The following is a 24,584-nucleotide window of genomic DNA, read 5'->3' on the forward strand; positions in this document are numbered from 1 at the left end:
ATTCGTAGACTGTACTGCCGCTATCGCGAGCTGGCTCGCTCCCACATTCGACTGCGTTCTTTCTGAAGGAACTCGATTAACTGTGGGAGCGAGCCTGCTCGCGATAGCGGTGGTTCAGACAACAAATCCGGCACTGATACGCATCAGCTCCGATACTCCGGCCGTTCGGCCAACCCTTCCTTAAGAAAATCCACCAACTTGCGCACCTTCGGCGACAGATGCCGTTGCTGTGGATAAAGCGCCCAAACAGCGGTATTCGGCGGCTGATGCGCCTCCAGCAATGAAATCAAAGAGCCGCTTTTCAGATGCTCCAGCACGTAGTAATCCGGCAGCTGACACAAACCCACACCCTGTAGCGCCGCATCCAAAACTGCTTGCCCACTGTTACAACGCCAGTTTCCCTGTACCCGTTGCGAAAATTCCCGCCCGTTCTGTTCCAGTTGCCACATGTCGGAACTTCCGATCAGGCAGTTGTGGCGGCTGAGTTCCGACAAGCTGTGTGGGCGGCCATACCGCTCCAGGTAGGACGGTGATGCGCACAAATACATGCGTCGCGGTGCCAGGCGTGTGGCGACAAGTCGCGAATCCTGAAGACGACCGAGGCGGATCGCCAGGTCCAGCCCTTCGTGCACCAGATCGAGCGGGCGGTTGCTCAGTTCAATGTCGACGCGCAGTTGCGGATAGACGCCCATGAAGCGGGTCACCAACGGCACGATGAACCGTTCGCCATACGCCACGGCACAGGTCATGCGCAGCATCCCTTTGGGCTCGCTGGTCAGGTCGCCAACCGCGCGCAAGGCTTCTTCCCGACCATCCTGCAAACGCTGGCAATGCTGCAAAAAGGTTTGCCCGGCTTCGGTCAGCGTGACCCGGCGGGTGCTGCGGTAAAGCAGGCGGGTCTGAAGGCGCTCTTCAAGACGTACGATTTGTCGACTGATGTGAGAGGAAGAAACCCCTAACCGTTCCGCAGCCGCCGTGAATTGGCTGCACTCGGCCACGGCGACGAACTCGTCGATCCCTTCCCAGCGGTTTTCGGACATCAAGGATTATCCCTGTACGGCAATAATGTTTTGCTTTTGTCCGGATTATTCCTCGTATGGCGGTGTATTACACTCCCTGTCTCGTTTTTATTCACTGGAGAATCCACATGATCAAGTCGCGCGCTGCCGTTGCCTTCGAGGCCAAGAAACCCCTCGAGATCGTCGAAGTCGATGTCGCCATGCCCAAGGCCGGTGAAGTTCTGTTGCGTGTGGTTGCCTCCGGTGTCTGTCACACCGATGCCTACACCCTGTCGGGCGCTGACCCGGAAGGCATCTTCCCGTCGATTCTCGGCCACGAAGGTGGCGCGGTGGTTGAAGCGATCGGTGAGGGCGTGACCTCCGTCGCCGTCGGCGACCATGTGATCCCGCTGTACACCCCGGAATGCCGCCAGTGCAAATTCTGCCTGTCGGGCAAAACCAACCTGTGTCAGGCAATTCGCGCGACCCAGGGCAAAGGCCTGATGCCGGATGGCACATCGCGCTTTTCCTACAAGGGCCAGCCGATTTTCCACTACATGGGCACCTCGACGTTCTCCGAGTACACCGTGCTGCCGGAAATCTCCGTCGCCAAGATTGCTAAAGAAGCGCCACTGGAAAAAGTCTGCCTGCTGGGCTGCGGTGTCACTACCGGTATCGGCGCGGTTCTCAATACTGCCAAGGTAAAACCGGGTGACACCGTGGCCATTTTCGGTCTCGGTGGCATCGGTTTGTCGGCTGTGATCGGCGCGGTCAAAGCCAAGGCTGCGCGGATCATTGCCATCGATATCAATCCAGCCAAGTTCGAAATCGCCAAACAGCTTGGTGCAACCGACTGCGTGAACCCGAAAGATTTTGACCGTCCGATCCAGGAAGTCATCGTCGACATGACTGACGGCGGCGTCGACTTTTCCTTCGAATGTATCGGCAACGTCCAATTAATGCGCGCCGCACTTGAGTGCTGCCACAAGGGTTGGGGCGAGTCAGTGATCATTGGCGTGGCCGGTGCCGGCCAGGAAATCTCTACGCGTCCATTCCAGTTGGTGACCGGTCGCGTCTGGCGCGGTTCGGCATTCGGCGGCGTTCGCGGTCGTACCGAGTTGCCAAGCTACGTCGAGATGGCCGAAACCGGTGAAATCCCGCTGGATACGTTCATCACCCACACCATGGGCCTGGAAGACATAAACAAGGCTTTCGATCTGATGCACGAAGGCAAGAGCATCCGTTCCGTCATTCATTTCTAAGGAGCAGCGAGAAGCTTCAAGCCGTTAGCTGCAAGGGCGTTCAACGCCTCTTGCAGCTTGAAGCTTGAAGCTTGCAGCTGAAGTAATTCCCATGAGCCTGGAAAATATCTCCTGCCAGAAAAGCTTCGGCGGCTGGCACAAACGCTACAAGCACCGCTCCGATGTGCTCGGCTGCGACATGGTGTTCGCCGTGTACCTGCCGCCGCAAGCGGAGCAGGGCGGCAAACTGCCGGTGCTGTATTGGTTGTCCGGACTGACCTGCACCGACGAAAATTTCATGCACAAGGCCGGCGCGATGCGCATGGCCGCCGAGCTTGGATTGATCATCGTTGCGCCGGACACCAGCCCTCGCGGCCCTGATGTGCCGGGCGATCCGGACGGTGCCTGGGACTTCGGTCTCGGCGCCGGTTTTTATCTGAATGCCACGCAGGAACCGTGGTCGCGGCATTATCGGATGCATGACTATGTCGTGCAGGAATTGCCGTCATTGGTTGAAGCCCATTTCCCGGCATCGGACAAGCGTGGCATCAGCGGTCACTCCATGGGCGGCCACGGTGCGTTGGTCTGTGCCTTGCGCAATCCGGGGCGATATCAGTCGGTGTCGGCGTTCTCGCCGATCAACAATCCGATGGATTGCCCTTGGGGCCAGAAAGCCTTTTCCCGTTACCTGGGCGAAGACCGGTCGAAGTGGCGCGAATGGGATGCCTGCGCGTTGATTGCCGAGGCTGACGAAAAGTTGCCGCTGCTGGTCGATCAAGGTGATCGCGATGATTTCCTTGCCACCCAGCTCAAGCCGGAAGCTTTGCAACAGGCGGCCAAACTGGCGGGTCATCCGCTGACGTTGCGCCTGCAGCCGGGCTACGACCACAGCTATTTCTTCATCGCCAGTTTCATCGACGACCACTTGCAACATCATGGACGCGCCCTAGGCGCCTAATGCAGGTAGAATCACGCCCTGACAAAAATCGGGGCGTTTTTTTATGCGTATTGGCCACGGCTATGATGTGCACCGTTTCGCTGAAGGCGATTTCATTACTCTGGGCGGTGTGCGTATTGCACACGGCTTCGGGCTGCTCGCTCACTCCGACGGTGACGTCTTGCTGCACGCCTTGAGCGATGCCTTGCTCGGCGCCGCTGCGCTGGGTGATATCGGCAAGCACTTCCCGGACACCGACCCGACATTCAAGGGCGCCGACAGCCGAGTGCTGTTGCGTCACGTCGTCGCACTGGTCCATGCCAAAGGCTGGAAAGTCGGCAACGTCGATAACACCATCGTTGCCCAGGCGCCGAAAATGGCCCCGCATATCGAATCGATGCGCGCGCTGATTGCCGCGGATCTTCAAGTTGAGTTGGATCTAGTGAACGTGAAAGCTACCACCACCGAAAAGCTCGGCTTTGTCGGTCGCGAAGAAGGCATTGCCGTGCATTCCGTTGCCTTGTTGTTGCGCGCATGAACGAAGCGCAATTGCTCGGCCCGCGGGCCTACGGTGAAGCCCTCGGCACTGCGGTTTTAAAAGCCACGGCAGAAGATTTCCAGGTCGATGAAGTGCTCGATATCCCCCTCAGCGGTGATGGCGAACACCTGTGGATATGGGTGGAAAAACGCGGCCTGAACACCGAAGAAGCGGCACGGCGGATTGCCAAGGCGGCGGGCGTGCCGTTGCGCACCGTCAGTTATGCGGGCCTCAAGGATCGCCAGGCGCTGACCCGCCAGTGGTTCAGCGTGCAACTGCCGGGCAAGGCTGATCCTGATTTGTCGGCGGCGGAAAACGACACGCTGAAAATCCTCAAGACCGGTCGGCACAAGCGCAAGCTGCAACGCGGTGCCCACTCAGCCAACGGCTTCACCTTGCGCCTGACGCAATTTGCTGGCGACAAGGCAGCCATCGAAGCGCGGCTGCAACTGATCGCCCAGCAAGGTATTCCGAATTATTTCGGCGCCCAGCGTTTCGGCTTTGATGGCGGTAACGTGGTCGATGCCCGTGCCTGGGCCGCGCGTAAAGCGTTGCCGGAACAACGCAATGTGCGTTCGCGTCTGCTCTCCACTGCCCGCAGTTTTCTGTTCAACCAGGTGTTGGCCGCGCGCGTGGCGGATGGCACCTGGCAGCAAGCGCAGGTGGGCGATCTGCTGGCCTTCACCGACAGCCGCAGTTTTTTCCCGGCCGGTGTTGCCGAGTGCAGCGACCCGCGCCTGGCGATTCTCGACCTGCACCCGACCGGTCCTCAGTGGGGCGAAGGTGACTCGCCGGCGACCGGCGCTGTCCATGTACTGGAGCAGGCAATCGCCGCTCGCGAAGCAGATTTGCGCGATTGGTTGATTAACGCCGGAATGAGCCACGAACGTCGCATCCTGCGACTGCCCATTGGTGGGTTGACGTGGCATTATCCCGAGCCTGACATTCTGCAACTGGAATTCGTCCTCCCGGCCGGATGCTTTGCCACCGTATTGGTGCGCGAGCTTGTTGATCTGGTGCCGGTGGGGCAGACGGACAGCCCATGCGTATTCTGATTTCTAACGACGATGGGGTAACCGCACCCGGTCTCGCCGCGCTTTATGCTGCGCTGGCGGATTACACCGAGTGCGTGGTTATCGCCCCGGACCAGGACAAAAGCGGCGCCAGCAGTTCGCTGACGCTCGACCGTCCGTTGCACCCGCAAACCCTGGCCAACGGCTTTATCAGTCTGAACGGCACACCCACCGATTGCGTGCACCTGGGCCTTAACGGCTTGCTGGAGCGCGAGCCGGACATGGTGGTTTCCGGTATCAACCTGGGCGCCAACCTGGGGGACGACGTGTTGTATTCCGGCACCGTCGCTGCGGCCCTTGAGGGGCGTTTCCTTGAGCGTCCTTCGTTCGCCTTCTCGTTGGTCTCACGGCAAGTGGAGAACCTTCCCACGGCCGCTTACTTTGCGCGCAAACTGGTCGAAGCCCACGCTGACCTCGACTTGCCACCGCGCACGGTATTGAACGTGAACATTCCCAATTTGCCGCTGGATCACATTCGCGGAATTCAGCTGACCCGCCTCGGGCACCGCGCACGTGCTGCGGCGCCGATGAAAGTGGTCGACCCGCGCGGCAAATCCGGTTACTGGATCGCCGCCGCCGGGGATGCCGAAGATGGCGGCCCGGGCACCGATTTCCATGCGGTGATGCAGGGCTATGTGTCGATTACCCCGCTGCAACTGGATCGCACCTTCAATGATGCCTTCAGAAGTCTCGATGGCTGGTTGGAGGGGCTGCGCTAATGGCTCGTGAACAAGACGATATTCTGCGTCGCGGCATCGGCATGACCTCGCAACGGACCCGCGAGCGCCTCATTCAGCGTCTGTATGAGGAAGGGGTTTCCAACGCCAAGGTGCTGGAAGTCATCCGCCGCACACCGCGTCACCTGTTCGTCGACGAAGCGCTGGCTCATCGCGCCTACGAAGACACGGCGCTGCCGATCGGCCACAACCAGACCATTTCCCAGCCTTATATGGTGGCGCGCATGAGCGAGCTGCTGCTGGAGGACGGTCCGCTGGACAAGGTGATGGAAATCGGCACCGGTTCGGGCTATCAGACTGCGGTACTGTCGCAGCTGGTCGAACGGGTGTTCTCCGTGGAGCGCATCAAGGTTTTGCAGGACCGGGCCAAGGAACGCCTGGTGGAGCTGAACCTGCGCAACGTGGTGTTTCGCTGGGGCGATGGTTGGGAAGGGTGGCCGGCACTGGCGCCGTACAACGGCATTATCGTTACCGCAGTGGCCACCGATGTTCCTCAGGCGCTGCTCGATCAACTGGCGCCAGGCGGGCGACTGGTGATCCCGGTCGGCTCCGGTGAGGTGCAGCAACTGATGCTGATCATCCGCGAAGAACAAGGCTTTTCCCGTCGTGTTCTGGGGTCGGTGCGCTTCGTGCCACTGCTCAACGGGCCGCTGGCCTGAGCATTTATTCAGGCGCGCTGAATTCTCTTCGATTGCCCGGGTCTTACAGCGGCATCGATGTGTTAAACGGGATTCATCGGCGGACAGCAAACGTGTGCGCGAAGCGATTTCGCTTCATTAAAGGTAAAGCCTGTTTGGCCCGTTATACTTGCGACTTTTCGTGCCGAAACACGGCAATCCACAATTTCAGCCACCACAAAGGGAGCGGCGGGTGAGTCTCACAGTCATTGCGCAGCGTATGGGTACAAAGAGCTTTCAGCGCCTGGTGACTGGCCTCGTTTTGAGCACCTTGCTGGCCGGTTGCTCCAGTTCCAAAACGAGCGATGTGCGTGTCGTCGACCGCAACAAGGCAGTCGCCCAGCGTCCGGCGGTGACCACGGGTCAGTACGTCGTTCGACCAAAAGATACGTTGTTCTCGATCGCTTTTCGCTACGGCTGGGACTACAAAGCCCTCGCCGCACGGAACAATATTCCTACGCCGTACACGATTCATCCGGGTCAGACAATTCGCTTCGATGGTCGCACCGGTTCAACCCCGGCGCCGATCGCCAGCGCTACCGATTCAACACCTTCGTCGACGCTGAAAACCACGGTAATTCGGCGCCAGCCGAATGGCGCAACTACGAGCACAACGGTGGTTGCACCGTCCGTCGCCAACAAGCCGACCCCCGTTCCGATGCCGCCAGCCGGCCCGGCCCCGACCGGCTGGGGATGGCCATCTAATGGCATTCTGATTGGAAAGTTCTCCTCAAACGGTAGTTTGAATAAAGGAATTGATATCGCCGGGGATTTGGGACAGCCTGTTTTAGCTGCGTCTGATGGGACGGTGGTATACGCCGGGAGTGGCTTAAGGGGCTACGGCGAATTAGTCATCATCAAACACAGCGATACCTACGTCAGTGCCTACGGACATAACCGCAGGCTGTTGGTTCGGGAGGGGCAGCAGGTCAAGGTCGGACAGACAATTGCCGAAATGGGGTCAACGGGTACAGACCGGGTGAAACTGCATTTTGAGATTCGCCGACAAGGTAAACCTGTAGATCCGCTGCAATTCCTGCCACGTCGTTGATTTGTTAGCCAGCCTGTTCCGTCACGTAGAGGGGACAGGCTCCAGCGTTGCCAAGGATAAAGGCGCCGCTTGAGCTTGGGGTCGAACTCACCAAAGGACTATAACAATGGCTCTCAGTAAAGAAGTGCCGGAGTTTGACATCGACGATGAGGTTCTCCTTATGGAGACCGGCATCGATACGGATTCGATGTCGAATGATGAAGGGGCTGCTCCACCTTCCGTTCGTGCCAAATCCAAACACTCCGCTTCGTTAAAGCAACACAAGTACATCGATTACACGCGGGCACTCGATGCCACGCAGTTGTACCTCAATGAAATCGGTTTTTCCCCATTGCTCTCCCCGGAAGAAGAAGTTCATTTTGCGCGCTTGTCGCAAAGTGGTGATCCGGCTGGGCGCAAGCGCATGATTGAAAGCAACCTGCGGCTGGTGGTGAAAATCGCCCGACGTTACGTCAATCGTGGGCTGTCGCTGCTGGACCTGATCGAAGAGGGCAACCTCGGACTGATCCGGGCGGTGGAGAAATTCGACCCTGAACGCGGCTTCCGCTTTTCGACCTACGCGACCTGGTGGATTCGTCAGACCATCGAGCGCGCAATCATGAATCAGACCCGGACCATCCGGTTGCCGATCCATGTGGTCAAAGAGCTTAACGTGTACCTGCGGGCTGCACGGGAGCTGACTCAAAAACTCGATCACGAACCCTCGCCTGAAGAAATTGCCAACCTGCTGGAAAAACCAGTGGCGGAGGTCAAGCGCATGCTCGGCTTGAACGAGCGGGTTTCTTCGGTCGACGTCTCGCTGGGTCCGGATTCGGATAAAACCCTGCTGGACACCCTCACGGATGACCGCCCAACCGATCCATGTGAACTGTTGCAGGACGACGACCTGTCCCAGAGCATCGATCAATGGCTTTCGGAGCTGACCGACAAGCAACGCGAGGTGGTGGTGCGCCGCTTCGGCTTGCGCGGTCACGAGAGCAGCACGCTTGAAGATGTGGGCCTGGAAATTGGCCTGACCCGGGAACGGGTCAGACAGATTCAGGTAGAAGGCCTGAAACGTCTTCGGGAGATTCTCGAGAAGAACGGCCTGTCGAGCGAGTCGCTGTTTCAGTAAGCGACAAGCTTGAGTGGCATAAAAAATCCCCGACTGGTTCGGGGTTTTTTTATGCCTGGGAGAAAGGGAGCATGCGACTCAGGTTTGTAGTCTTGCGCTGTAAGTCTTGGCTTACTCTTTCGTAAGTGTTCGTTATTTTTACAGGGTGGCAGTCATCCATCTTCCTGCGCTCGTATGGCTATCTAGTTGATTTATATGATTATTATTGAATATTAAAAGTGTATGACAAAGAGTTTTGCTGATTTTGGCCGATTGCTGTTGGTGGGGAATTCTCTAGTATCTGAACTGTGTCGACGGACAGACACGCCCTTCAAGGATGAGGGGAAGGGACATCGCAGGAAGCGATTCATCAGGACGATGAAAAGGAACACAGGGAATAGGGAAAAAATGTGGGCGGGTCAAACCGCCCCTTTTTTCGCCTGCAGAAAAGCAAAAAGGCCCGCGAGGGGCCTTTTCCAGAACGCGGGGGTAATCAGCGTTCGAGGTGTTCGATCTTGCCTGGCTTGCCATCCCATTCAGCGGAATCGGGCAATGGATCTTTGCGCTCAGTGATGTTTGGCCAGATTTCGGCCAACTCAACGTTCAGCTGAATGAAGTTTTCCATGCCGGCAGGTACTTCATCTTCAGAGAAGATGGCCACGGCAGGGCATTCTGGTTCGCACAGTGCGCAGTCGATGCACTCATCCGGGTGAATCACCAGGAAGTTCGGGCCTTCGTAAAAGCAGTCCACCGGACAGACTTCTACGCAGTCGGTGTACTTGCACTTGATGCAGTTGTCGGTGACGACGAAGGTCATTTCTAATTTTCTCCTCAGGCGGCGGCAGCGGAGCCCCTTCACGTTGGGGTCGCCAGGTTTGGGAGCGATAGTCTGCAGGCCAGGCTATTAGCCAGCAGCATCCCAAACCGCGCGAGATTCTAACAGCTTGCAGGCAAGTGCGTTAGATCCGTGTCTTTAGTGTATAGAGCATTTCTAGCGCGCGACGCGGTGTCATGTCGTCCAGATCCAGTTTGGTCAGTTCATCCAGCACTGGATGCGGCAGGCTGGCAAACATATCGCTCTGCTGCGGCGCGGCCGGTTTGCCTTTGCTTGGCTTCGGAACTTCATGCGGAAGAGCGGTGGCTTCCAGTCGACCCAAGTGCTCGCGAGCACGCACGATCACTTCGCTCGGCACACCGGCCAGTTGCGCAACCGCCAGGCCGTAGCTCTGGCTGGCAGGCCCGGGCAGCACGTGGTGCAGGAACACGATGCGCTCATTGTGCTCGGTGGCATTGAGATGAACGTTGGCCACCAGCGGTTGCGCCTCCGGAAGCACCGTCAGCTCGAAGTAGTGGGTGGCGAACAGTGTATACGCCCGCAGATGGGCCAGGCGTTCGGCGGCGGCCCAGGCCAGGGACAGGCCGTCGAAGGTGCTGGTGCCGCGCCCGACTTCATCCATCAGCACCAGGCTGCGTTCGGTGGCGTTGTGCAGAATGTTCGCGGTTTCGCTCATTTCGACCATGAAGGTCGATCGTCCGCCCGCCAGGTCATCGCTGGAGCCGATCCGGGTGAAGATGCGGTCCACCAGCGACAATTCGCAACTGGCCGCCGGCACGAAACTGCCAATGTGCGCCAGCAGCACGATCAACGCGGTCTGACGCATGTAAGTGGATTTACCGCCCATGTTCGGACCGGTGATCACCAGCATGCGCGTATTGTCGTCAAGGCTCAGGTCGTTGGCCACGAACGGCGTGGTCAGCACTTGCTCGACCACCGGGTGACGACCCTGGGTGATGCGCATGCACGGCTCGTCGACGAAGCGCGGGCAGTTCAGGTCGAGGTTCAGGGCGCGCTCGGCAAGGTTGCTCAGCACGTCCAGTTCGGCCAGGGCGGCGGCGGTGTCTTGCAATGGCGGCAACTGGGCGATCAGGTCTTCGAGCAGCGCTTCGTAAAGCATCTTCTCGCGGGCCAGGGCACGGCTTTTGGCCGACAGCGCCTTGTCCTCGAACGCTTTCAGTTCCGGCGTGATGAAGCGCTCGGCACCTTTGAGCGTCTGGCGGCGGATGTAGTCGGCCGGCGCCGACTCGGCCTGCTTGCTCGGTAACTCGATGAAGTAGCCGTGAATGCGGTTGTAACCGACCTTCAAGTGCGACAGACCGGTACGAGCCTTTTCGCGTGCTTCCAGATCGATCAGGAATTGCCCGGCGTTTTCGCTGAGCGATTGCAGGTCGTCGAGTTCGCTGTCGTAACCGGTCTTCAACACGCCGCCGTCACGGATCACCGCCGGCGGGTTGTCGATGATGGCTTTTTCCAGCAGTGCCGCGAGTTCCGGGTAAGTGCTGGTGGTCTTCGCCAGTTGAATGATGTGCGGCGCTTCCAGCTCAGTCATTGCCACTTGCAGCTCAGGCAGTGCGCCGAGCGCATCGCGCAGGCGAGCCAGGTCACGAGGGCGGGCATTACGCAGGCCGATCCGCGCCAGAATCCGCTCGATGTCACCGATTTCCTTGAGCTGCGGTTGCAGTTTTTCGAAACGGTAACCGTCAAGCAGACAGGTGATCGAGGTCTGGCGCGCCAGCAACACGGTGAGATCGCGCAGCGGACGGTTCAGCCAACGCGTCAGCAGACGGCTGCCCATGGCCGTCTGGCAACGATCGACCACCGATTGCAGCGTGTTGTCGCGCCCGCCCGCCAGGTTGGTGTCCAGTTCCAGGTTGCGACGGCTCGCGCCGTCCAGCACCACGGTGTCGTCCAGGCGTTCATGACGCAGGCTGCGCAAGTGCGGCAGGGCGGTGCGCTGGGTTTCCTTGGCGTAACTGAGCAGGCAACCGGCGGCGCCGATGGCCAGGGTCAGGTTTTCGCAGCCAAAACCCTTCAGGTCCTGGGTGGAAAACTGCTGACAAAGACTTTTCAGCGCCGAGTCGCGCTCGAAATCCCACGGCGCACGGCGACGAACCCCACGACGTTTTTCCGCCGGCAGGTCCTTCGGCCAGTCATCCGGGATCATCAGCTCCACCGGATTGACCCGCTCCAGTTCCGCCAGCAGGTTTTCCCAGCCTTTGATTTCCAGCACGGTGAAGTTGCCACTGGTGATGTCCAGCACGGCCAGGCCGAACAGACGCTCGTCGCCCAGTACCGCCGCGATCAGGTTATCCCGACGCTCATCCAGCAGCGCTTCATCGCTGACCGTACCGGGCGTGATGATCCGCACCACCTGACGATCCACCGGCCCTTTACTGGTCGCCGGATCGCCGACCTGCTCACAAATCACCACCGACTCGCCGAGCTTGACCAGTTTCGCCAGGTAACCTTCGGCGGCGTGGTAAGGAATCCCACACATCGGAATCGCCTGACCGGCTGACTGCCCACGGGCGGTCAGGGTGATGTCCAGCAACTTGGCGGCCTTCTTCGCGTCTTCATAGAAGATCTCGTAGAAGTCGCCCATGCGGTAGAACATCAGCTGGTCGGGGTGCTGGTTCTTCAGGCGCCAGTATTGCTGCATCATTGGGGTGTGGCTGGAAACGTCGATATTCAAAGGCTTTGGCTCAGTCTGTCTATTTGACACGGGGCAATTGTCTAATACTACAGGGATTTTTTCGGCATTGTAGGCGGCTCGGCGATGTCCGTTTCTCGCAGGCGCAGGTAGCGTGCCGTCATCTTCGCGTCAGTGTGGCCGCCAAGCTTCTGGGCATTGTTGCCCTGCTTGTCGGTGTCGGTCAGCGACTTCGCTCTGAGGTCGTGCAGCGTTGCGCCGACAACACCAGCCTTCTGACAGCTCAGCTTGAAGGCGTCTTTCACTGAGCTGTAATGAACTGGCTTCCCGCCGCGCGGCGAGCAGAACAATGTCAGCCCACGGATCGTCCGGGGCAGCGATTTGATCCGAGCGACCAAGGCTTCCAGATCCGGACTCATCCGCACGATGAGCCGGGCACCAGTCTTTTGCTGCTTGAATGCAATACCTTCCTCACTGATATCTGAAAGGCGGATGGACAGCACGTCGCTGATCCGTTGACCGGTCAGATAGCACATCTCATAGATGACCCGCATGTTCGGGCTCGCCTTCTCACAGATCCTTGCGAATTCAGCATCGTTTACATAACGATCGCGCCGCTTTTCCGCGTGCCGCCGAATCCCTGTGCAGGGGTTTGAGTCCACCAGCTGACTCTCCAGCGCGTACACGAAAACCATCCTCAGAAAAGAAATCACCCGGTTCGACATGTTCGGCGTGCTGGCCATGTGCATTTTAAGCGCGGCCACGTGGCGGGGCAGCACCTCGCGCGGCTCGAAGTCGGCGAAAGCTTCCTTCAGGCGGACCGCCGCGGCCTCATATTGTTTGACGGTATTGGCGGAAAGCTTCGGTGCCATGTAGGCAAGGGCATCATCAATCAGCTTGCCCATGCCGCCCTGATTGCCTTTGTCGATTGCCTTGGCATAGGCGACCAGTGAGTCCTGGAAGTCCGTGCCCAGGCGCTGCCACTTTCCTTTGCGCACCAGGTAGTAAGCCCCGTGCTTCTGGTACATGCACGCCGGCAGGTGCCGGTCTTTCTTGCGAGGGCGCATTCTCTGCTTTCCTTATGCGAGCCGGAGTTCCGGGCCTTTCTTCGATTGAATACCACCGAGCCGCCCGATGACAACCTGGCGCAGCACCTTGGGTTTGCCATAGCCATCCACGGCGAACCCGTATTTTTCAGCCTGTAGCCATTTGATCTGGGCACCAGGCTTCGTGTAGCCGGTGAGATCGGCCACTTCTTCAGCGGTCAGAAACATGATGATGCTCCATGCCGCGCGTGGCGGCAGAAGGTAGGGAGGGATTATTCGTCGTCGAAATCGGGGTCGTCTTCACCGTCATGGCTGACGCTGATAGGCAGCTTTCCAAGGCGCTCCAGCGCGAGAACGAGGCCTATGCGCAACCCCTTGGCCATATCTTTCGAGAGCACAAACTCGACCGGGTCATCGGTCCCAAGCTGAAGAGTCGTGCCTTCTTTGGAGTTGTCGATGACCATCTGCAACTGGTCGGCCTGGCGTTTGTGCCAGGCAAGCAGTGATTCGATCATCTCGCCCACATCCTGCGGAGCGCCGACCGAACCTTCGAGTGCGCCGATGACCATTTTCCGGAGCTCTAATTTTTCATCTTCGGCCCGCTCAAGCTGGTCGTCGGCAGCGAAGGGGCCGCCAACCATTGACCAGCTGCTGGCGAACACTTGGGCTTGTTCCATGATGGATTTAACAGTTTTCTCAGACATGCAGAATTCCTCGCCCGCCGTTCACCGGCAGACTGGTAGGGTGGAAAAGGGGTTAGGACTTGGTTATCTGCTGGCGTTTACGTGCGGCGGTAACCAAAGCTTTCGATGTGCTGGCCACGCCGCCGGCGACGTCTTCGGGGAGAATCGCGGTATTGCAGTGAGGGCAGAGCGGCGCCATCTTCGTGCTGCGCCAGGCTTCGTCCATCACCTTGGCGGCGCGGCTTCGGATCTGGAACTTCTCAGCCTCAGCCAGCTCCGCCGAGCGGCGATTAATACGGGATGCCGCGGCGCTAAACTTCTCAACCAGGCTGGTGAACGCGTCGAATGGCTCGACCTTCGCCTCGCAATCACTGCACCAGACTCGCCGCTCTTTTTCGTCATAGACGAGTTGCTTGTGCCGGCAGGAGGAAGCAGGGCGCCGGGTCATGCCGCGAGCTACGCGGATGTCCTCGATCTGCACGACCTTCACGCCGTATAAATATTCCTGCGGTTCGATCGGTGCGTCACTCATGGCCTCCAGCTCCTGCCCACGCGAAACACCATCATCATGTTGTGATGGAGAGGCACTTTGAGAACGTTGTCGAAAAACTCGCCCTTTCCAGAGATGAACCCCGTAGGCACCTTGCTTCCCGCGATCCCGAATTCTCGCCAGCATTCCTCGCCGCCGTTCTCGTCCCAGTAGGCGCGTTCGCGTTTCGGAATTTCGTCATAGGCTTTTATGAACACGGAGTGATCCGGAATATCACAGATACGGCGCCACGCGGGATGGCGCCTGCACCAGTCGACGGCATGCTGAGAAGCTTGCTCGGCAGAGTAAAATTCTCTGGTTTTTTGTTCGGTCATCACCGTGGCCCCGAGTAGATGAGCCAGGCCATGTAGGCGAGGGCGATCATAGAAGGTGTGCCCCCGCTTCAAGGAGGCCGTCACGATCTTCGCGCAGGTTGTCTCGCTCAGCTTTAAGTAGGTCGCGCTCTACAATCGTGCCCTTCCAGTTTTCGTACCAACCCTTGGAGAGGGCTTTCTCTTTATCCAGGTCATCCTTCAAGTCCACGACCATCGACAACAGCTCTTCACCGTCGCTATTCATGTCGGCGTTCAGGGCACTGCCAATCGCGCCCAGGTCCATGCAAGCCGCAAGAAGCATGCGTTGGTTGCGCTCAAGCTCGGCGATCAGCTCAAGCACCGCTGCAGGTGGTACCGCCATCCCGTAATCATTCAGCGCCACGTAGTCGCCGCAATCGTTCTTGGCAGCCTCGGCCAGCCGTTTCAGTTCGGTGTAGTCGGTCATGGCGTCATTCCCACGCAAATGAGTTTTGGATGTATTCGCTCGGAATAACGGCGGAGCTGGGCGGATCCGTCACTGTCACAGTCGAGTCACCGAAGTAACCGATGGCGGCCTTGGCACGCTCCAGCGAGAGCGTGGCATGCCGTATCTGCCACTCTTTTCGGCACTTGTACGAATTCACCGCTCGCTCTTTGTCTGGGTAGGCGAAGCACCTTGATGAGAAATACTGATGCTTGAGTACGCGCTTCCGCGCCTTTTTGGCACCTGTTGCACTCAGCCAGCCACGCGTTAAGCGGTCATGGTCTTGCTCACTAAGCAGATACCAGCACATTGGGGTTTCGGCGTATGCCACCCAGGTCTGCATCGTTACGGTCAGGCCGTCTGGCCCTATCGAATCGATGTAGCGGTAGTGGTCAGGGCCGGCCTTTGCGTTTTCCATGGGCTATACCTGTCCTTTGCCGCTATAGCGGCTGACTTTGAAGGGGGAGGGAGTTACAGCTGCAGGGTTGTGAATCGTGCGTGCGCAATCGCGGCTTGCATCTCGGCTGGAGTTGCAACGCGACCGGATACCCACATGCCATCGGGATGTCTTTTGAAGGTCCAGCCGTAGTGGGCGTTCGCCTTGTCAATCATTACAGCGAAGTTGCCACACCCTGTCTCGATCATGCCCTTGAACTGAACCTCATCCGTGCGCTGGGTGGCGGGCAGGGCTCCCTCATCAGTGAGGGGGCCATCGGCTTTGGCGGCATCCTTGGTGGAGGGCTGAACAAAGCGATGAAGATCCGCTTCGAGTTGCTTCCAGCCTTCTCCTTCAAGGGCTGCAATGGACCTTCGGACTAGGTCCTCTGCTTCATCAATGCGCTGATCCGCTGCGTTCAGGCGCAGCTGCAGGGCGTCACTCTCAGCGGTGACCCGGTCGCAGTCTGCGGCCAGAACGTAAACAAACATCTGCGGGAAAAGCTTCATTATCTCCGGGGTGCCTTCGACCAGTAGGCAGTGATGCCCGTAACGCTTTATTGCGCTCATCATCCATCTCCCTTCAATTGTCAGTGCCGGTGTAGGTGCGCCAAGGGACCTTGACGCCGTTGACCAGAAAGCCCCAGTCACCACGCCACTTGCTGGTGATGAACAGGGTGATTACGCCGCCGGGCGATACCTCGTCGATGCGGTGGTACTCGCCGTGCATCAGGCGGGCGGTGTCGCCGGGTTCGCGCCAGTAGTCGAGGTCAGTGTGTCCGCCGACTGTCCAGAAATGACGACGCTGCTCTTTGTAGAAGCCGCGCAGGATGATCGTACTGGCGTTCCACGGGTGGTCATGCAGATCCCGGTCTTCGTCTGGCCGCATGATGTGGTGGATGCGGAATGACCACGGGCACCACCAGAGCGCCGGCTTATGCGTGGTGCGGGAGTAGGGGTTGAACAGCCACCAGCGGCCCATGTACATCTCGGCGCCGTCGGCGGACATGATGTGCAGGTAAGGCGTGCGCTTGGCGCGGGCGATGAGCCAGGCGGCAATGGCCGGGCGGGCAAGCAGCTTGGCGACCAAGCGCCAGAAGAGATTGATCATGCGGCCTCCAGCATAGCTTCGATAATTCGTTGTCCAGCCAGCGGCGGTACCGCGTTGCCGGCCATGTGCATGGTTTGCCGATGATTGTCAGGACGCTTCGTGTCGGCCGGGAACGACATGGCGGCCAGGGCTTCATTCGCTGACAGCATCCGCATCTCATCGCCGCGCACCAGAGCCCACCGGTCAAGCGTGGTGATGGTCCCGATCGGGCGCTCCAAGCTTCGGCCGGTCAGGCCTGAACCGGATCCGTAATAGGGCATGATGAATCGGTCGCCGAAGCGGGCTCGACCATTCTTCACGCGGAGCAGCGTCGACTCTGCTCGCCCAGGCTTTACGACCTTGCTCCAGTTGCCGGCGTCGAAGTCGATGAAGGATGAGGCTGGAACATGCTTGCGCTGGTGCAGCTGCAGGTTGAGCGGTGCCTTGCTTCGCGTGCAGATCAGGAACAGCCGCACTCGGTGCTGAGGCACACCGAGATCGGCGCAATCAACGACGTGGGGCGCGATCATGTAGCCGAGCGCCGCCATTGCCTGGGACCATGCAGGGTACAAAGCCCATGCCGTGAACTCTTCGACATTCTCGACCAGCACCACTTCTGGCCGGTGGAATTCGGCGGCCGAAACAACTGCCCAGGCTGTCGACCGAGATGCATCGTGCTGCGCATTGCCGGACTGCTTGCCTCGGGCTTTCGAATGTCCTTGGCAGCAGGGCGAGGCCAGCATGATGTCGTGCGCAGGAACCTTCGACCAATCCGCCTGGTGCAAGTCTTGGCAGATGTGAATCGCGTCCGGGTGGTTGGCGCTGTGCCACTCAACCGCAACCGGCCAGTGATTCGCGGCCCAGATAACTTCGATGCCAGCGTTTCGGGCGCCGGTAGACCATCCGCCAAGACCGGCGAACAAATCGATAGCTGTTGTCATGGTGTGTTTACCGTCTCGAGTAGGTTTTGGTCAGTGCGCCGTTGACTGCGTTTCCGCGCTTCAGGACGATGCGAGCCAGTGCGGCCCGGTCTTTCTCGCTGTGACTGGCCTGACTGAGCAGGCCGAAGTAGCTGTTTGCGGTTTCACGAAGATCCTCGGCGGGGGCAGCGGCTGTTCGCTTCAGGGCCTGAGCCACCGATCGCTTTCGCGTTGATCGCCGCCACGGCTTGATGACGTGGCCAACGAAGTCGACGCCGCGATCTACCGGTTGGAGAATGGTTTTCGTGGGGTTCAGCTTGGCGCCAAGGCTTGGCAGAAACGCTTCGACCTGTGCCAGCCAGGCGTTGAGCTGTTGCGGGGACTCATGCAGGAACACAAAGTCATCGACGTAGCGGACGTAATGCTTGGCGCCGAGCTTGTGCTTGGCGAACTGGTCCAAGGCGTCGAGGTAGATGTTGGCGAAGAACTGCGACGACAGGTTGCCGATTGGCAGGCCGAGGCGAGCAGGTTGCGCGGTGAGCCGCTTGTGCTGCGGAACCCGGTTGAACAGATGAGCCGGGCTGCGCACCTCGTAGTCTTCGCGAGGGTCGTGCATCAGTATCTGTTCAGCGAGTGCCAGCCACCAGGGTTCGGTGATCTTGGCGGCCAGCTGCCGGCGCAGGACCTCTTTGTCGATCGCGACGAAGAAGTTGGCCAGGTCCAGCTTGAGATAGAAGCAGGGCTTCGACCAATTCTGGCTGGCGCTGCGGATCTTTGCCTCAAGCCGGGTGGCGGCGTACAGGGTGCCGCGCCCGGGAATGCATGCACAACTGTCCGCTATGAAGCTGGCGTAGAAGCGCGGTGCCACACGGTTGTAAAGCAGGTGGTGGACGACGCGGTCCCGGAAGGCGGCAGCCCATACCTCGCGGGCTTTCGGCCGGGTGACCACGAAGCATATCGAACGGCCTGGCCGGTAGGTGCCGGCGAGCAGGTCGTCGTGCAGCTCCATCAGGTTGCACTCCAGATCCATCTCGAAAGCCAGCGCGCTGGCGCTGTTGCGCTTGGAGCGACGGCAGTCGTAGTAAGCCTGGACAAGCTCGCTGAACGGGAAGGGACCAACATTCGAATCTGCGGACGGGGCGGACGCGGAGCTCGTTGTTCTTGTCGTTGTTGTTCTGATTGCCATCATCGAAGTTCATGTTGAATGCGTTGTTGGCGGAGCGCTGCGACCTATCGTGCTATCTACGTCGCCAAGCCGAAGGCAGAGCCGATCAGCGAGGAAACTGCGCGAGACCTGCACGGACGCTTTAGACCGTCGGTATCTCTGATGCGCATGGCGGTGACCCAGAGGTCAGCGGCACGACCAGATTCAATTCGCACAGACCTGAAAGCCGTGGCTCTCAGGTGGCGGGCGCGGTTGGGGTGGAACGTTTCCAGGCGTTGGCCTGTTTGCCAATCGAGGTGGTGACCTCTATCGCATTGGCATGCTGCGGGACGCTGATGAACCGACTCTCTTTGAAGAGCCGCATCAGGAACTCGATCACCTGAACCTTCTCGACCAGCAAAGTCAGGTGTGGATGCTTGTCCCGAGTCGAGTTGGCCCGGGCAATCAACATCAGCACGTCGATGCACTCATCGATGACGCGCTTCCCGAGCGACTGCTTCAAGTCTCGGGGAATGTTGCGGGTAAGGTTTGTGGCCATCTGAAGCAGGCCAAGGGAAACCTTGTAGATCTGCAAGTCCGTATGCATCGCCATGGGCGCGCTCTCCAAGAGCAACCGGCCGCAAGCGGCCGGGTTAAATAAGCAAATTAATCAATCAATTGACTGCGGACGGGGCGGACGCGGAGCTCGTCGTCCTTGCCGAAGCTGGTCTGAAAGCCAACACCGAAGTCCATGGTGAATGCGGTGTCGGCGGAGCGCTGCGAACTCGACCAGTACCAGGTGTCCTTGAAGGCTTCAGCGCCACCAGCTTGGAAGGCGGCCAGCGTGGTCTGAGCGGGTGATTCTTCGGTATGCAGCAGACCGACAGGCTCGCTGTTCGGGTTGTCACCGCTGCGGCTGTACTCCCAGTTAGCTTCGGTGGTCGGCTTGAAGTGGCGATACTGCAGCTCCTGCACGTCACGCGCCGGGATCGCCCAGTCGGTGAAGCCGCTGATATCCAGAGCCAGCACCTGCTGCGCCAGTTTGCTGCCGGCGGCTGCCATCGCCTCAGTGTTGGCGCGGCTGTTGGTGAAGCTGTCGGCGCCTTCGATCTTCTCGCCGTATTTGCCCCACTCACCTTCCAGCTCATGCTCGGCACCGGCGGTGATGTTCAGGTAGCGCTTGCCGGTGTCCGGGTCGCGGGTGATGCCGGAGAAGAAGCCGCCACCAAAGGGCTGGCCAATTTCAGGGACGGTCACTGCTGGTGCTGCTTGAGCTGCTGCGGACATGGTCTTTCCTCTTTTCGAAGGCAACAAAAAAGGCGCTGCTGCGCCCGGTGCCGATCAAGAACGAATGATTGAAGGATTAAATAAAGAATCTGCGGACGGGGCGGACGCGGAGCTCGAGGCCCTTGCCGAAGCTGGTCTGACTGCCACCAGCGAAGTGCATGTCGAACGCGTAGTTGGCGGAGCGCTGCGAACTCGACCAGTACCAGGTGTCTTTGGCGAACAGTTCCGGCACGTTGACCCAGCAGTGGTACAGTTCGGCGCAGGCTGGCAGATAGAAGTCTGTGTGGCCTTCAGTGGTGTAGGCAGCTACTGCCTCAATAGCCGGATGACCGCCTTCAGATTGGAGCGTCTCACTGTTGGCCAATCCATCGGCCTTGCTGGTACCGCCAGACTCCTTGCCACGACCGCCCCACTCGTGGGCGCCGATGTCTTCCTTTGCGATGATCAGGTAGTGCGCCGGGACGTCGCCGCGAGCCGCTACCAGCCCGCCGTTGAAGCCGCCTTGGCCTGGCCACTCAGCACCCAGCGCGGGCACTGAATGGACTGTGACCGGTTGAACGTTCGCCGCTGGCGGCAGCGCTTGAGTTATCAGACCAGCAATCAACAACTGAGCCATTCGCTCAGAAGGACCTTTGATCTTGATGTCGTCGATCACGATTGAAATCGTTTTGGCTTTCATGGGAATCCTCGGGGGTTGTTGTCACGCTTACTTGTCACGAGATGCGAATATGTTCTTCAAGTTGTTGGTCGGTCATACGGTCTGCGGCGTGGATCAATCGAGTGAGCAGGTCTTGCTCTTCCTCAATGCCGGACCGCTGCATCGATCGCTTCAAAGCAAGGTCGGTGTTGTGAAACAGATCAGTCGTGATGCGCCGGGACAGCAGTCTTTCGAGCCGCTGTTCCTCGGTCATTTTGTTTCGCTTCCGTTCTTCCTGTTTGCGCTCCAGCGCGGTCATGGCCATGGCCTGCCTCTTCAATTCCGTGGCCGGTAGATCCAGCCATGTCTGTCGTCTGCGCTGGCGCACCAGGTTGCTGATCCGCTTCACGATGGCTCGGCGAACTTGATGTTGTTTTCCCGGGCGATAAGTCGGGCTCGCTTGGCAAGCATGCTCATTTCCTTGGCCGCTTCGACTACGGTCTTTCCCGCAGCTGCCAGCTCCTGAAGCCTCGGCGCGTCCTTGTCACGGGCTGCACGCAGTTTCAGGCTGTGCGGTGTGGCACCGAACATCGGCACATCCGCACTGATACCGGGCGGGATTTCCTCGATCGTCTTACCGGCGCCGAAGAAGTGATCCATCTTCTGATTCAGTTCGGCGATGATCGAGTCTCGCGGGTTGGGCATTGGCACGCCGATCATTTGCCCCACCCATCGATGTTCACCTTCGCGCCGTCGGCCCGCGCTTCCAGCACCTGCGCCAGGTTGATCGCCGCCTTCCAGCTGAAGCGGAACCCCTTCACTTTGCCGGTGGCCCGCTCGATGACGTGATAGGCGTTATCGCCTTTGGTGACGACCTGGAAGCGAACGGCATTCACTGGTGCCTCCTTGCCAATCATTGAGTAGAACTCGGCGGTGGCCGCCGTAGCGCGGATGTACAGGGCAATGTTGCCTTCGACTCGCGCTTGCATGGATGGATGCATTTGCATGGCTGATCCCTCGGTGTGGGGTTGCGTGTATTCGTCAGCACTCGGCCGGTCTGCTTTTTGCCGTTGGGCGCAGGGAGAGTGCTGACGGATAAAGGCAGGCAAAAGAAAGGCCCGTGGACGTTCGGGCCTTTCACAGATGCAGTAATCGTTGGGCTCTGGTCTATTTCATGATGGTCATCCTCCAATGCGCGCCGTTGGCATCTTGGTGGGCGCTCGCCGTTCTCTGGTTTGTTGCATGCAGGTGGCCGGTATAAGCCGGGGTTTCGTCCGCATCGGGGTGTGATCTGGCGGGTCCGTCTCATCCTCAACAAGGGCGACCTGCTGATTCGCAACCACGTCACCGCGCTTAGATGCTTCGTCACAGATCACACTCCGATGCGGCCTGGTGCTGGGGAGTACCAGGTGCTCGGGCCCGGGCTTGCACCGGACATCCACGTCACCATTACTTTTATATGGGGTTCATACGTGTAGTTCGCCCATTTCCGTAGGCTTTCGCCATCCCGCTGCCCACTCAGCGAATGGGCAGAAGTGATGAGTCAAGCCACGACCGTGCAGTGGCCCAGATCAACAAAGCCACTTTTGCCTTCCAGAAAGATCACGGCGCTGTGCCCGCCAGCGACCGAAGCCTCATCTCGTGTCGCTCCGCGATGTGTTTCACCGCGGCCGACGATATTTTCGAAGCTGACCATGGTCCCGACTGGGTGTTTTGCGTTCCAGTTGTCCACCTGTTTTTGCAGTTGTGCAGCAGTTGGGCGCTTTGGAGCTGGCATATCTGTTTCCTCTTGGTTGTCATCCCGCTGCACCCTGTCGCCAAGGTGCAGCAGTGATGCTTATTCAACTTCGAGAGCTTCGATCGCTTTCCGGTATTCGGCGGCGTTGGTCCGGCTATGGGCCGCATCTTCGTACCGTCCTTCCTTCTCCTGGATGACGGCGTTTCGTTCGTAGTTGGTGGCGCTGGATTCCAGCAAGGCTGTTGCTGCTTCGTGGCTCATGGCTTTCTCCGGTTGATCACGCTGTTTGGTAATATGCTTCGGCTCGCTTAACCATTCGCACCTGAGCTATTCGCCGCTCAGGTACGCGCCGATCTCTACGCATTGCTTCGCCGTCGAACATCGAGTGCATGGCGATCAGTGCTGCGAGAATGAAGCAAGCGGGTGAGATGATTTGCCGGCGCATAGCCTCAGCAATCATTGCCGTCTGGCGACTTACGCCTAGCTTGAACATGGCGTTCGACAGGCGCTTCACGACGGTGCCAGGCGCAATGCCAAACGCCCTGGCAATCTCCTTTGCAGTCATGCCTTGGGCAGCCGACAGCAGGTACTCAAGCTCTCGCGGTGCAAGTCCGCGACCGAGATGACCCTTCCATGCGCCGTTGATGATTGTTGTTTCCATCGTCTTGACTCCCGGTCGTTATCCCAATCTGCCTGTCGCCAGACCTCATGGGCTGAGGTGTTGGATTCGCCGGTCGGTCACTCTTCGATTAGGTCGAAAGGACTGATCGTCGATCATTGCTTGAATGGCTATTACGGCGGCGATGGCGACACAGGCCGGACAAATGATCTGTCGCTTCATTGCTTCTGCGACCATTGCTGATTGCCTGTGCACGCCGAGCTTAAACATCACACTGGAAAGTCTTTTGGCAACGCTGCTCGGGGCAACCCCGAAGTCCTTTGCAATTTCTTTTGCTGTAAGCCCTTGGGCAACCAGAAGGAGGAACTGAATCTCCCGCGGCGCTAGACCTCGCCCCAGATATCCTTGCCAATCGCCGCTGATGATTGTTTCTTCCATCGTCGTGACTCCCGGTTACTTTCCCAATGCACCCGGCCAACCAGGTGCATCAGTGAAAATGTCCTTGTCCCTTCGGCGCTACTGGCGCGGTACGGGCTCTATCAAGTTGTTGCTCCGGCCGCGACTCAGTCCGCCGGATAACTGCTTTCGGTGCTTTACGCTGCGCACCCGGGTCAGTTGCCAACCCTCTGAACCGTTGAGGCCGGTTCATCGCTGCCTTCCATCTGGCCGGTTGTTATCCGGCGATGGACAAACAATACGTTTGTGAATTAAAACGGTCAACAGTTTTTAATGCGAAAGCGAATAACTTTTTGCATAGGTGAAAAAAATCCCCGCTTGTCGGCGGGGATTTCGAGTTGGAGCTTCGAAATGAAGGGTGTTGCTTAGCCGCTAGAGGAAGGAGTTCGGGTACTTCACATCGACCACGCGGCCAATGATTTCTACCGAGTCGTCCATCACGAGCATTTGATAATCCGGGTTCAGCGGCTTCAAGTACTCGACTCCTGCATCACGTACGTATTGCTTCAGGGTCTTCTCGCCGTCGGTCCGAAGCCTTGCAATGTAGAACTTACCACTGACCAGATCGAACCCTTCGGGCTTGATCAACACTCGCATACCTGGCGTAAAACCATTCCCCTGTACGGGGGTCATGGAATCACCCTGGACCTCAAGCCAATAGCCATTCGGCCCAGCATTTACGTCAGATGCGATCCTTTCATACGGCTGTCCGTTATCGCAAGACTCCGTCCAAACACCAGCAGCGACCCAGCTAATCAAAGGATACTCCTTGGCTTCCTTGTAGGGTTGCGCAACAGATAGCACATTCCCGTGGGCAGGACCAAACAGCAACCATTCGGGTGTGACGCTAAGCGAGCGGGCGAGCTTTTCGAGTGTGGCCTTTCTTGGCGTACTGCTATCACCGTTCAAAATTCGATGAATCGTTGGTTGAGGTACACCCGAGCGGCGCCCCAGCTCATTTTCCGATAGATCCTTTTCCAACATTTTTGTGCGCAGCCGCACTGCGATCGTCATTTGTTCGACCCGGCGTATTAAAGGAGGTCGAAGTGTATTGCCTGTTGTAATTCGGTTGCGTATTATCGCAGATATTACAAATCGCATTGGTAGGCCCTTATGACCATTACAGAAATGCTGGCCGAGTTGGCGCAGCACGGCTGGAGCCAGGCTCGAATCGCCGAACAGTGCGAGACGACCCAGCCGACCATTTTCAGAATCACGAAAGGCGGGAGTGCCCGTTACGAGGTCGGCAAGGCCATCGTGGCCCTTCATAAAAGGGTTTTGAAAGCCAGACGCGCTGTCGCGTAATTCGTTTCCCAGCCGTTCATCCGCTGATGATGGGCCAATTATCAACGTTGACCAAGTAAACCGA

Annotated in this window: 34 protein-coding genes; 10 read left to right on the plus strand and 24 right to left on the minus strand. The window is 58.6% G+C overall.

Annotation, left to right across the window (positions count from 1 at the left end; translation table 11 throughout):
• Positions 1–143: 143 nt before the first annotated feature.
• Positions 144–1,040, minus strand: a complete 897-nt coding sequence (locus tag ACYZT6_RS03725) for a LysR substrate-binding domain-containing protein (RefSeq protein ID WP_462025770.1) — start codon at positions 1,038–1,040, stop codon at positions 144–146.
• Between the two features lie 107 nt (positions 1,041–1,147).
• Here ACYZT6_RS03725 and ACYZT6_RS03730 point away from each other — a divergent pair, with 107 nt between their 5' ends.
• From ACYZT6_RS03730 to rpoS, 8 genes are all read left to right on the plus strand, one after another.
• Positions 1,148–2,260, plus strand: a complete 1,113-nt coding sequence (locus ACYZT6_RS03730; protein WP_027924991.1) for an S-(hydroxymethyl)glutathione dehydrogenase/class III alcohol dehydrogenase — start codon at positions 1,148–1,150, stop codon at positions 2,258–2,260.
• An 85-nt stretch (positions 2,261–2,345) separates the two neighbouring features.
• Positions 2,346–3,197: an S-formylglutathione hydrolase gene (fghA, locus tag ACYZT6_RS03735; RefSeq protein WP_462029903.1), complete on the plus strand. Its 852-nt coding sequence runs from the start codon at positions 2,346–2,348 to the stop codon at positions 3,195–3,197.
• Between the two features lie 43 nt (positions 3,198–3,240).
• Positions 3,241–3,714 carry a 2-C-methyl-D-erythritol 2,4-cyclodiphosphate synthase gene (ispF, locus tag ACYZT6_RS03740; protein WP_462025771.1) on the plus strand — a complete coding sequence of 158 codons (474 nt, stop codon included), beginning with the start codon at positions 3,241–3,243 and terminating at the stop codon, positions 3,712–3,714.
• The gene (gene truD, locus ACYZT6_RS03745; protein WP_462025772.1) at positions 3,711–4,769 is read left to right on the plus strand and encodes a tRNA pseudouridine(13) synthase TruD; all 1,059 of its coding nucleotides are present in this window, start codon (positions 3,711–3,713) and stop codon (positions 4,767–4,769) included. The genes ispF and truD overlap by 4 nt, the downstream gene beginning before the upstream one ends.
• Positions 4,757–5,506, plus strand: coding sequence for a 5'/3'-nucleotidase SurE (gene surE, locus ACYZT6_RS03750; protein WP_131059177.1), 750 nt, complete (start codon positions 4,757–4,759; stop codon positions 5,504–5,506). The genes truD and surE overlap by 13 nt, the downstream gene beginning before the upstream one ends.
• A 41-nt stretch (positions 5,507–5,547) precedes the next feature.
• The gene (locus tag ACYZT6_RS03755) at positions 5,548–6,183 is read left to right on the plus strand and encodes a protein-L-isoaspartate(D-aspartate) O-methyltransferase (protein WP_462029904.1); all 636 of its coding nucleotides are present in this window, start codon (positions 5,548–5,550) and stop codon (positions 6,181–6,183) included.
• A 211-nt stretch (positions 6,184–6,394) separates the two neighbouring features.
• On the plus strand, positions 6,395–7,252 hold the full coding sequence (locus ACYZT6_RS03760; protein ID WP_462025773.1) for a peptidoglycan DD-metalloendopeptidase family protein: 858 nt from the start codon (positions 6,395–6,397) through the stop codon (positions 7,250–7,252).
• A 106-nt stretch (positions 7,253–7,358) separates the two neighbouring features.
• Positions 7,359–8,366: an RNA polymerase sigma factor RpoS gene (gene rpoS, locus ACYZT6_RS03765; protein WP_403106961.1), complete on the plus strand. Its 1,008-nt coding sequence runs from the start codon at positions 7,359–7,361 to the stop codon at positions 8,364–8,366.
• A gap of 472 nt (positions 8,367–8,838) precedes the next feature.
• Here rpoS and fdxA read toward each other — a convergent pair whose 3' ends face one another.
• From fdxA to ACYZT6_RS03860, 19 genes are all read right to left on the minus strand, one after another.
• Complete coding sequence (fdxA, locus tag ACYZT6_RS03770; protein ID WP_274073301.1) at positions 8,839–9,162, minus strand: ferredoxin FdxA; 324 nt, start codon at positions 9,160–9,162, stop codon at positions 8,839–8,841.
• Between the two features lie 142 nt (positions 9,163–9,304).
• On the minus strand, positions 9,305–11,845 hold the full coding sequence (gene mutS / locus ACYZT6_RS03775; protein WP_462029905.1) for a DNA mismatch repair protein MutS: 2,541 nt from the start codon (positions 11,843–11,845) through the stop codon (positions 9,305–9,307).
• A gap of 77 nt (positions 11,846–11,922) precedes the next feature.
• The gene (locus ACYZT6_RS03780) at positions 11,923–12,900 is read right to left on the minus strand and encodes a tyrosine-type recombinase/integrase (protein ID WP_462025774.1); all 978 of its coding nucleotides are present in this window, start codon (positions 12,898–12,900) and stop codon (positions 11,923–11,925) included.
• Between the two features lie 12 nt (positions 12,901–12,912).
• The gene (locus tag ACYZT6_RS03785; RefSeq protein WP_314638169.1) at positions 12,913–13,107 is read right to left on the minus strand and encodes a DUF4224 domain-containing protein; all 195 of its coding nucleotides are present in this window, start codon (positions 13,105–13,107) and stop codon (positions 12,913–12,915) included.
• Positions 13,108–13,151: 44 nt separating this feature from the next.
• On the minus strand, positions 13,152–13,583 hold the full coding sequence (locus ACYZT6_RS03790) for a hypothetical protein (RefSeq protein ID WP_462025775.1): 432 nt from the start codon (positions 13,581–13,583) through the stop codon (positions 13,152–13,154).
• 52 nt (positions 13,584–13,635) lie between these two features.
• The gene (locus tag ACYZT6_RS03795; RefSeq protein WP_462025776.1) at positions 13,636–14,094 is read right to left on the minus strand and encodes a hypothetical protein; all 459 of its coding nucleotides are present in this window, start codon (positions 14,092–14,094) and stop codon (positions 13,636–13,638) included.
• Positions 14,091–14,426 (minus strand): hypothetical protein, encoded by a 336-nt coding sequence (locus tag ACYZT6_RS03800; protein ID WP_462025777.1) that lies wholly within the window; start codon positions 14,424–14,426, stop codon positions 14,091–14,093. Before ACYZT6_RS03800 ends, ACYZT6_RS03795 begins: the two co-directional genes overlap by 4 nt.
• 46 nt (positions 14,427–14,472) lie before the next feature.
• Complete coding sequence (locus ACYZT6_RS03805; RefSeq protein WP_462025778.1) at positions 14,473–14,871, minus strand: hypothetical protein; 399 nt, start codon at positions 14,869–14,871, stop codon at positions 14,473–14,475.
• A gap of 4 nt (positions 14,872–14,875) precedes the next feature.
• The gene (locus ACYZT6_RS03810) at positions 14,876–15,307 is read right to left on the minus strand and encodes a hypothetical protein (protein WP_462025779.1); all 432 of its coding nucleotides are present in this window, start codon (positions 15,305–15,307) and stop codon (positions 14,876–14,878) included.
• A 53-nt stretch (positions 15,308–15,360) separates the two neighbouring features.
• Positions 15,361–15,894: a hypothetical protein gene (locus tag ACYZT6_RS03815; RefSeq protein WP_462025780.1), complete on the minus strand. Its 534-nt coding sequence runs from the start codon at positions 15,892–15,894 to the stop codon at positions 15,361–15,363.
• Positions 15,895–15,907: 13 nt separating this feature from the next.
• The gene (locus ACYZT6_RS03820) at positions 15,908–16,435 is read right to left on the minus strand and encodes a hypothetical protein (protein WP_462025781.1); all 528 of its coding nucleotides are present in this window, start codon (positions 16,433–16,435) and stop codon (positions 15,908–15,910) included.
• Positions 16,432–17,355 (minus strand): DNA cytosine methyltransferase, encoded by a 924-nt coding sequence (locus tag ACYZT6_RS03825; RefSeq protein ID WP_462025782.1) that lies wholly within the window; start codon positions 17,353–17,355, stop codon positions 16,432–16,434. Before ACYZT6_RS03825 ends, ACYZT6_RS03820 begins: the two co-directional genes overlap by 4 nt.
• A 7-nt stretch (positions 17,356–17,362) precedes the next feature.
• Positions 17,363–18,523 carry an RNA-directed DNA polymerase gene (locus ACYZT6_RS03830; RefSeq protein ID WP_462025783.1) on the minus strand — a complete coding sequence of 387 codons (1,161 nt, stop codon included), beginning with the start codon at positions 18,521–18,523 and terminating at the stop codon, positions 17,363–17,365.
• Between the two features lie 211 nt (positions 18,524–18,734).
• Complete coding sequence (locus tag ACYZT6_RS03835; RefSeq protein ID WP_462025784.1) at positions 18,735–19,091, minus strand: four helix bundle protein; 357 nt, start codon at positions 19,089–19,091, stop codon at positions 18,735–18,737.
• A gap of 53 nt (positions 19,092–19,144) precedes the next feature.
• A complete protein-coding gene (locus tag ACYZT6_RS03840) occupies positions 19,145–19,765 on the minus strand; it encodes a DUF1566 domain-containing protein (protein WP_462025785.1) in 621 nt (206 codons plus the stop codon).
• Positions 19,766–19,841: 76 nt separating this feature from the next.
• Positions 19,842–20,444 carry an Lcl C-terminal domain-containing protein gene (locus ACYZT6_RS03845; RefSeq protein WP_462025786.1) on the minus strand — a complete coding sequence of 201 codons (603 nt, stop codon included), beginning with the start codon at positions 20,442–20,444 and terminating at the stop codon, positions 19,842–19,844.
• Between the two features lie 34 nt (positions 20,445–20,478).
• The gene (locus ACYZT6_RS03850; RefSeq protein ID WP_462025787.1) at positions 20,479–20,811 is read right to left on the minus strand and encodes a hypothetical protein; all 333 of its coding nucleotides are present in this window, start codon (positions 20,809–20,811) and stop codon (positions 20,479–20,481) included.
• The gene (locus tag ACYZT6_RS03855; protein WP_462025788.1) at positions 20,808–21,122 is read right to left on the minus strand and encodes a hypothetical protein; all 315 of its coding nucleotides are present in this window, start codon (positions 21,120–21,122) and stop codon (positions 20,808–20,810) included. The genes ACYZT6_RS03850 and ACYZT6_RS03855 overlap by 4 nt, the downstream gene beginning before the upstream one ends.
• Positions 21,119–21,409, minus strand: a complete 291-nt coding sequence (locus tag ACYZT6_RS03860) for a hypothetical protein (protein ID WP_462025789.1) — start codon at positions 21,407–21,409, stop codon at positions 21,119–21,121. Before ACYZT6_RS03860 ends, ACYZT6_RS03855 begins: the two co-directional genes overlap by 4 nt.
• Before the next feature lie 554 nt (positions 21,410–21,963).
• On the opposite strand from ACYZT6_RS03860, the gene ACYZT6_RS03865 reads away from it, so the two are divergent.
• Positions 21,964–22,236, plus strand: a complete 273-nt coding sequence (locus ACYZT6_RS03865; protein ID WP_462025790.1) for a hypothetical protein — start codon at positions 21,964–21,966, stop codon at positions 22,234–22,236.
• A gap of 3 nt (positions 22,237–22,239) precedes the next feature.
• Here ACYZT6_RS03865 and ACYZT6_RS03870 read toward each other — a convergent pair whose 3' ends face one another.
• The 4 genes from ACYZT6_RS03870 to ACYZT6_RS03885 form a co-directional block, all read right to left on the minus strand.
• On the minus strand, positions 22,240–22,401 hold the full coding sequence (locus tag ACYZT6_RS03870) for a hypothetical protein (RefSeq protein WP_462025791.1): 162 nt from the start codon (positions 22,399–22,401) through the stop codon (positions 22,240–22,242).
• Between the two features lie 16 nt (positions 22,402–22,417).
• Positions 22,418–22,801 carry a response regulator transcription factor gene (locus tag ACYZT6_RS03875; protein ID WP_462025792.1) on the minus strand — a complete coding sequence of 128 codons (384 nt, stop codon included), beginning with the start codon at positions 22,799–22,801 and terminating at the stop codon, positions 22,418–22,420.
• 45 nt (positions 22,802–22,846) lie between these two features.
• Positions 22,847–23,197 (minus strand): response regulator transcription factor, encoded by a 351-nt coding sequence (locus ACYZT6_RS03880; protein ID WP_462025793.1) that lies wholly within the window; start codon positions 23,195–23,197, stop codon positions 22,847–22,849.
• A 390-nt stretch (positions 23,198–23,587) separates the two neighbouring features.
• Positions 23,588–24,229 (minus strand): LexA family protein, encoded by a 642-nt coding sequence (locus ACYZT6_RS03885; RefSeq protein WP_462025794.1) that lies wholly within the window; start codon positions 24,227–24,229, stop codon positions 23,588–23,590.
• A 99-nt stretch (positions 24,230–24,328) separates the two neighbouring features.
• Between ACYZT6_RS03885 and ACYZT6_RS03890 the strand changes: the two genes are divergently transcribed.
• Positions 24,329–24,520, plus strand: coding sequence for a hypothetical protein (locus tag ACYZT6_RS03890; protein WP_462025795.1), 192 nt, complete (start codon positions 24,329–24,331; stop codon positions 24,518–24,520).
• The last annotated feature ends 64 nt before the right edge of the window (positions 24,521–24,584 follow it).

The sequence above is a fragment of the Pseudomonas sp. RT6P73 genome (assembly GCF_054897715.1).

Bases quoted from the DNA above. Each gene is read 5' to 3' on its own strand.
- ACYZT6_RS03730 (WP_027924991.1), top strand. From the start codon at position 1,148: ATGATCAAGTCGCGCGCTGCCGTTGCCTTCGAGGCCAAGAAACCCCTC.
- ACYZT6_RS03825 (WP_462025782.1), bottom strand. From the start codon at position 17,355: ATGACAACAGCTATCGATTTGTTCGCCGGTCTTGGCGGATGGTCTACC.
- ACYZT6_RS03785 (WP_314638169.1), bottom strand. From the start codon at position 13,107: ATGTTTCTGACCGCTGAAGAAGTGGCCGATCTCACCGGCTACACGAAG.
- ACYZT6_RS03815 (WP_462025780.1), bottom strand. From the start codon at position 15,894: ATGAGCGCAATAAAGCGTTACGGGCATCACTGCCTACTGGTCGAAGGC.
- ACYZT6_RS03840 (WP_462025785.1), bottom strand. From the start codon at position 19,765: ATGTCCGCAGCAGCTCAAGCAGCACCAGCAGTGACCGTCCCTGAAATT.
- ACYZT6_RS03890 (WP_462025795.1), top strand. From the start codon at position 24,329: ATGACCATTACAGAAATGCTGGCCGAGTTGGCGCAGCACGGCTGGAGC.
- ACYZT6_RS03780 (WP_462025774.1), bottom strand. From the start codon at position 12,900: ATGCGCCCTCGCAAGAAAGACCGGCACCTGCCGGCGTGCATGTACCAG.
- surE (WP_131059177.1), top strand. From the start codon at position 4,757: ATGCGTATTCTGATTTCTAACGACGATGGGGTAACCGCACCCGGTCTC.
- ACYZT6_RS03870 (WP_462025791.1), bottom strand. From the start codon at position 22,401: ATGAGCCACGAAGCAGCAACAGCCTTGCTGGAATCCAGCGCCACCAAC.
- ACYZT6_RS03805 (WP_462025778.1), bottom strand. From the start codon at position 14,871: ATGACCGACTACACCGAACTGAAACGGCTGGCCGAGGCTGCCAAGAAC.
- ACYZT6_RS03835 (WP_462025784.1), bottom strand. From the start codon at position 19,091: ATGGCGATGCATACGGACTTGCAGATCTACAAGGTTTCCCTTGGCCTG.
- ACYZT6_RS03830 (WP_462025783.1), bottom strand. From the start codon at position 18,523: ATGATGGCAATCAGAACAACAACGACAAGAACAACGAGCTCCGCGTCC.
- ACYZT6_RS03725 (WP_462025770.1), bottom strand. From the start codon at position 1,040: ATGTCCGAAAACCGCTGGGAAGGGATCGACGAGTTCGTCGCCGTGGCC.
- ispF (WP_462025771.1), top strand. From the start codon at position 3,241: ATGCGTATTGGCCACGGCTATGATGTGCACCGTTTCGCTGAAGGCGAT.
- ACYZT6_RS03820 (WP_462025781.1), bottom strand. From the start codon at position 16,435: ATGATCAATCTCTTCTGGCGCTTGGTCGCCAAGCTGCTTGCCCGCCCG.
- ACYZT6_RS03885 (WP_462025794.1), bottom strand. From the start codon at position 24,229: ATGACGATCGCAGTGCGGCTGCGCACAAAAATGTTGGAAAAGGATCTA.
- rpoS (WP_403106961.1), top strand. From the start codon at position 7,359: ATGGCTCTCAGTAAAGAAGTGCCGGAGTTTGACATCGACGATGAGGTT.
- ACYZT6_RS03845 (WP_462025786.1), bottom strand. From the start codon at position 20,444: ATGAAAGCCAAAACGATTTCAATCGTGATCGACGACATCAAGATCAAA.
- ACYZT6_RS03810 (WP_462025779.1), bottom strand. From the start codon at position 15,307: ATGGAAAACGCAAAGGCCGGCCCTGACCACTACCGCTACATCGATTCG.
- mutS (WP_462029905.1), bottom strand. From the start codon at position 11,845: ATGATGCAGCAATACTGGCGCCTGAAGAACCAGCACCCCGACCAGCTG.
- ACYZT6_RS03755 (WP_462029904.1), top strand. From the start codon at position 5,548: ATGACCTCGCAACGGACCCGCGAGCGCCTCATTCAGCGTCTGTATGAG.
- ACYZT6_RS03875 (WP_462025792.1), bottom strand. From the start codon at position 22,801: ATGGAAACAACAATCATCAACGGCGCATGGAAGGGTCATCTCGGTCGC.
- ACYZT6_RS03860 (WP_462025789.1), bottom strand. From the start codon at position 21,409: ATGCAAATGCATCCATCCATGCAAGCGCGAGTCGAAGGCAACATTGCC.
- ACYZT6_RS03790 (WP_462025775.1), bottom strand. From the start codon at position 13,583: ATGTCTGAGAAAACTGTTAAATCCATCATGGAACAAGCCCAAGTGTTC.
- truD (WP_462025772.1), top strand. From the start codon at position 3,711: ATGAACGAAGCGCAATTGCTCGGCCCGCGGGCCTACGGTGAAGCCCTC.
- ACYZT6_RS03795 (WP_462025776.1), bottom strand. From the start codon at position 14,094: ATGAGTGACGCACCGATCGAACCGCAGGAATATTTATACGGCGTGAAG.
- ACYZT6_RS03855 (WP_462025788.1), bottom strand. From the start codon at position 21,122: ATGATCGGCGTGCCAATGCCCAACCCGCGAGACTCGATCATCGCCGAA.
- fdxA (WP_274073301.1), bottom strand. From the start codon at position 9,162: ATGACCTTCGTCGTCACCGACAACTGCATCAAGTGCAAGTACACCGAC.
- ACYZT6_RS03800 (WP_462025777.1), bottom strand. From the start codon at position 14,426: ATGACCGAACAAAAAACCAGAGAATTTTACTCTGCCGAGCAAGCTTCT.
- ACYZT6_RS03880 (WP_462025793.1), bottom strand. From the start codon at position 23,197: ATGGAAGAAACAATCATCAGCGGCGATTGGCAAGGATATCTGGGGCGA.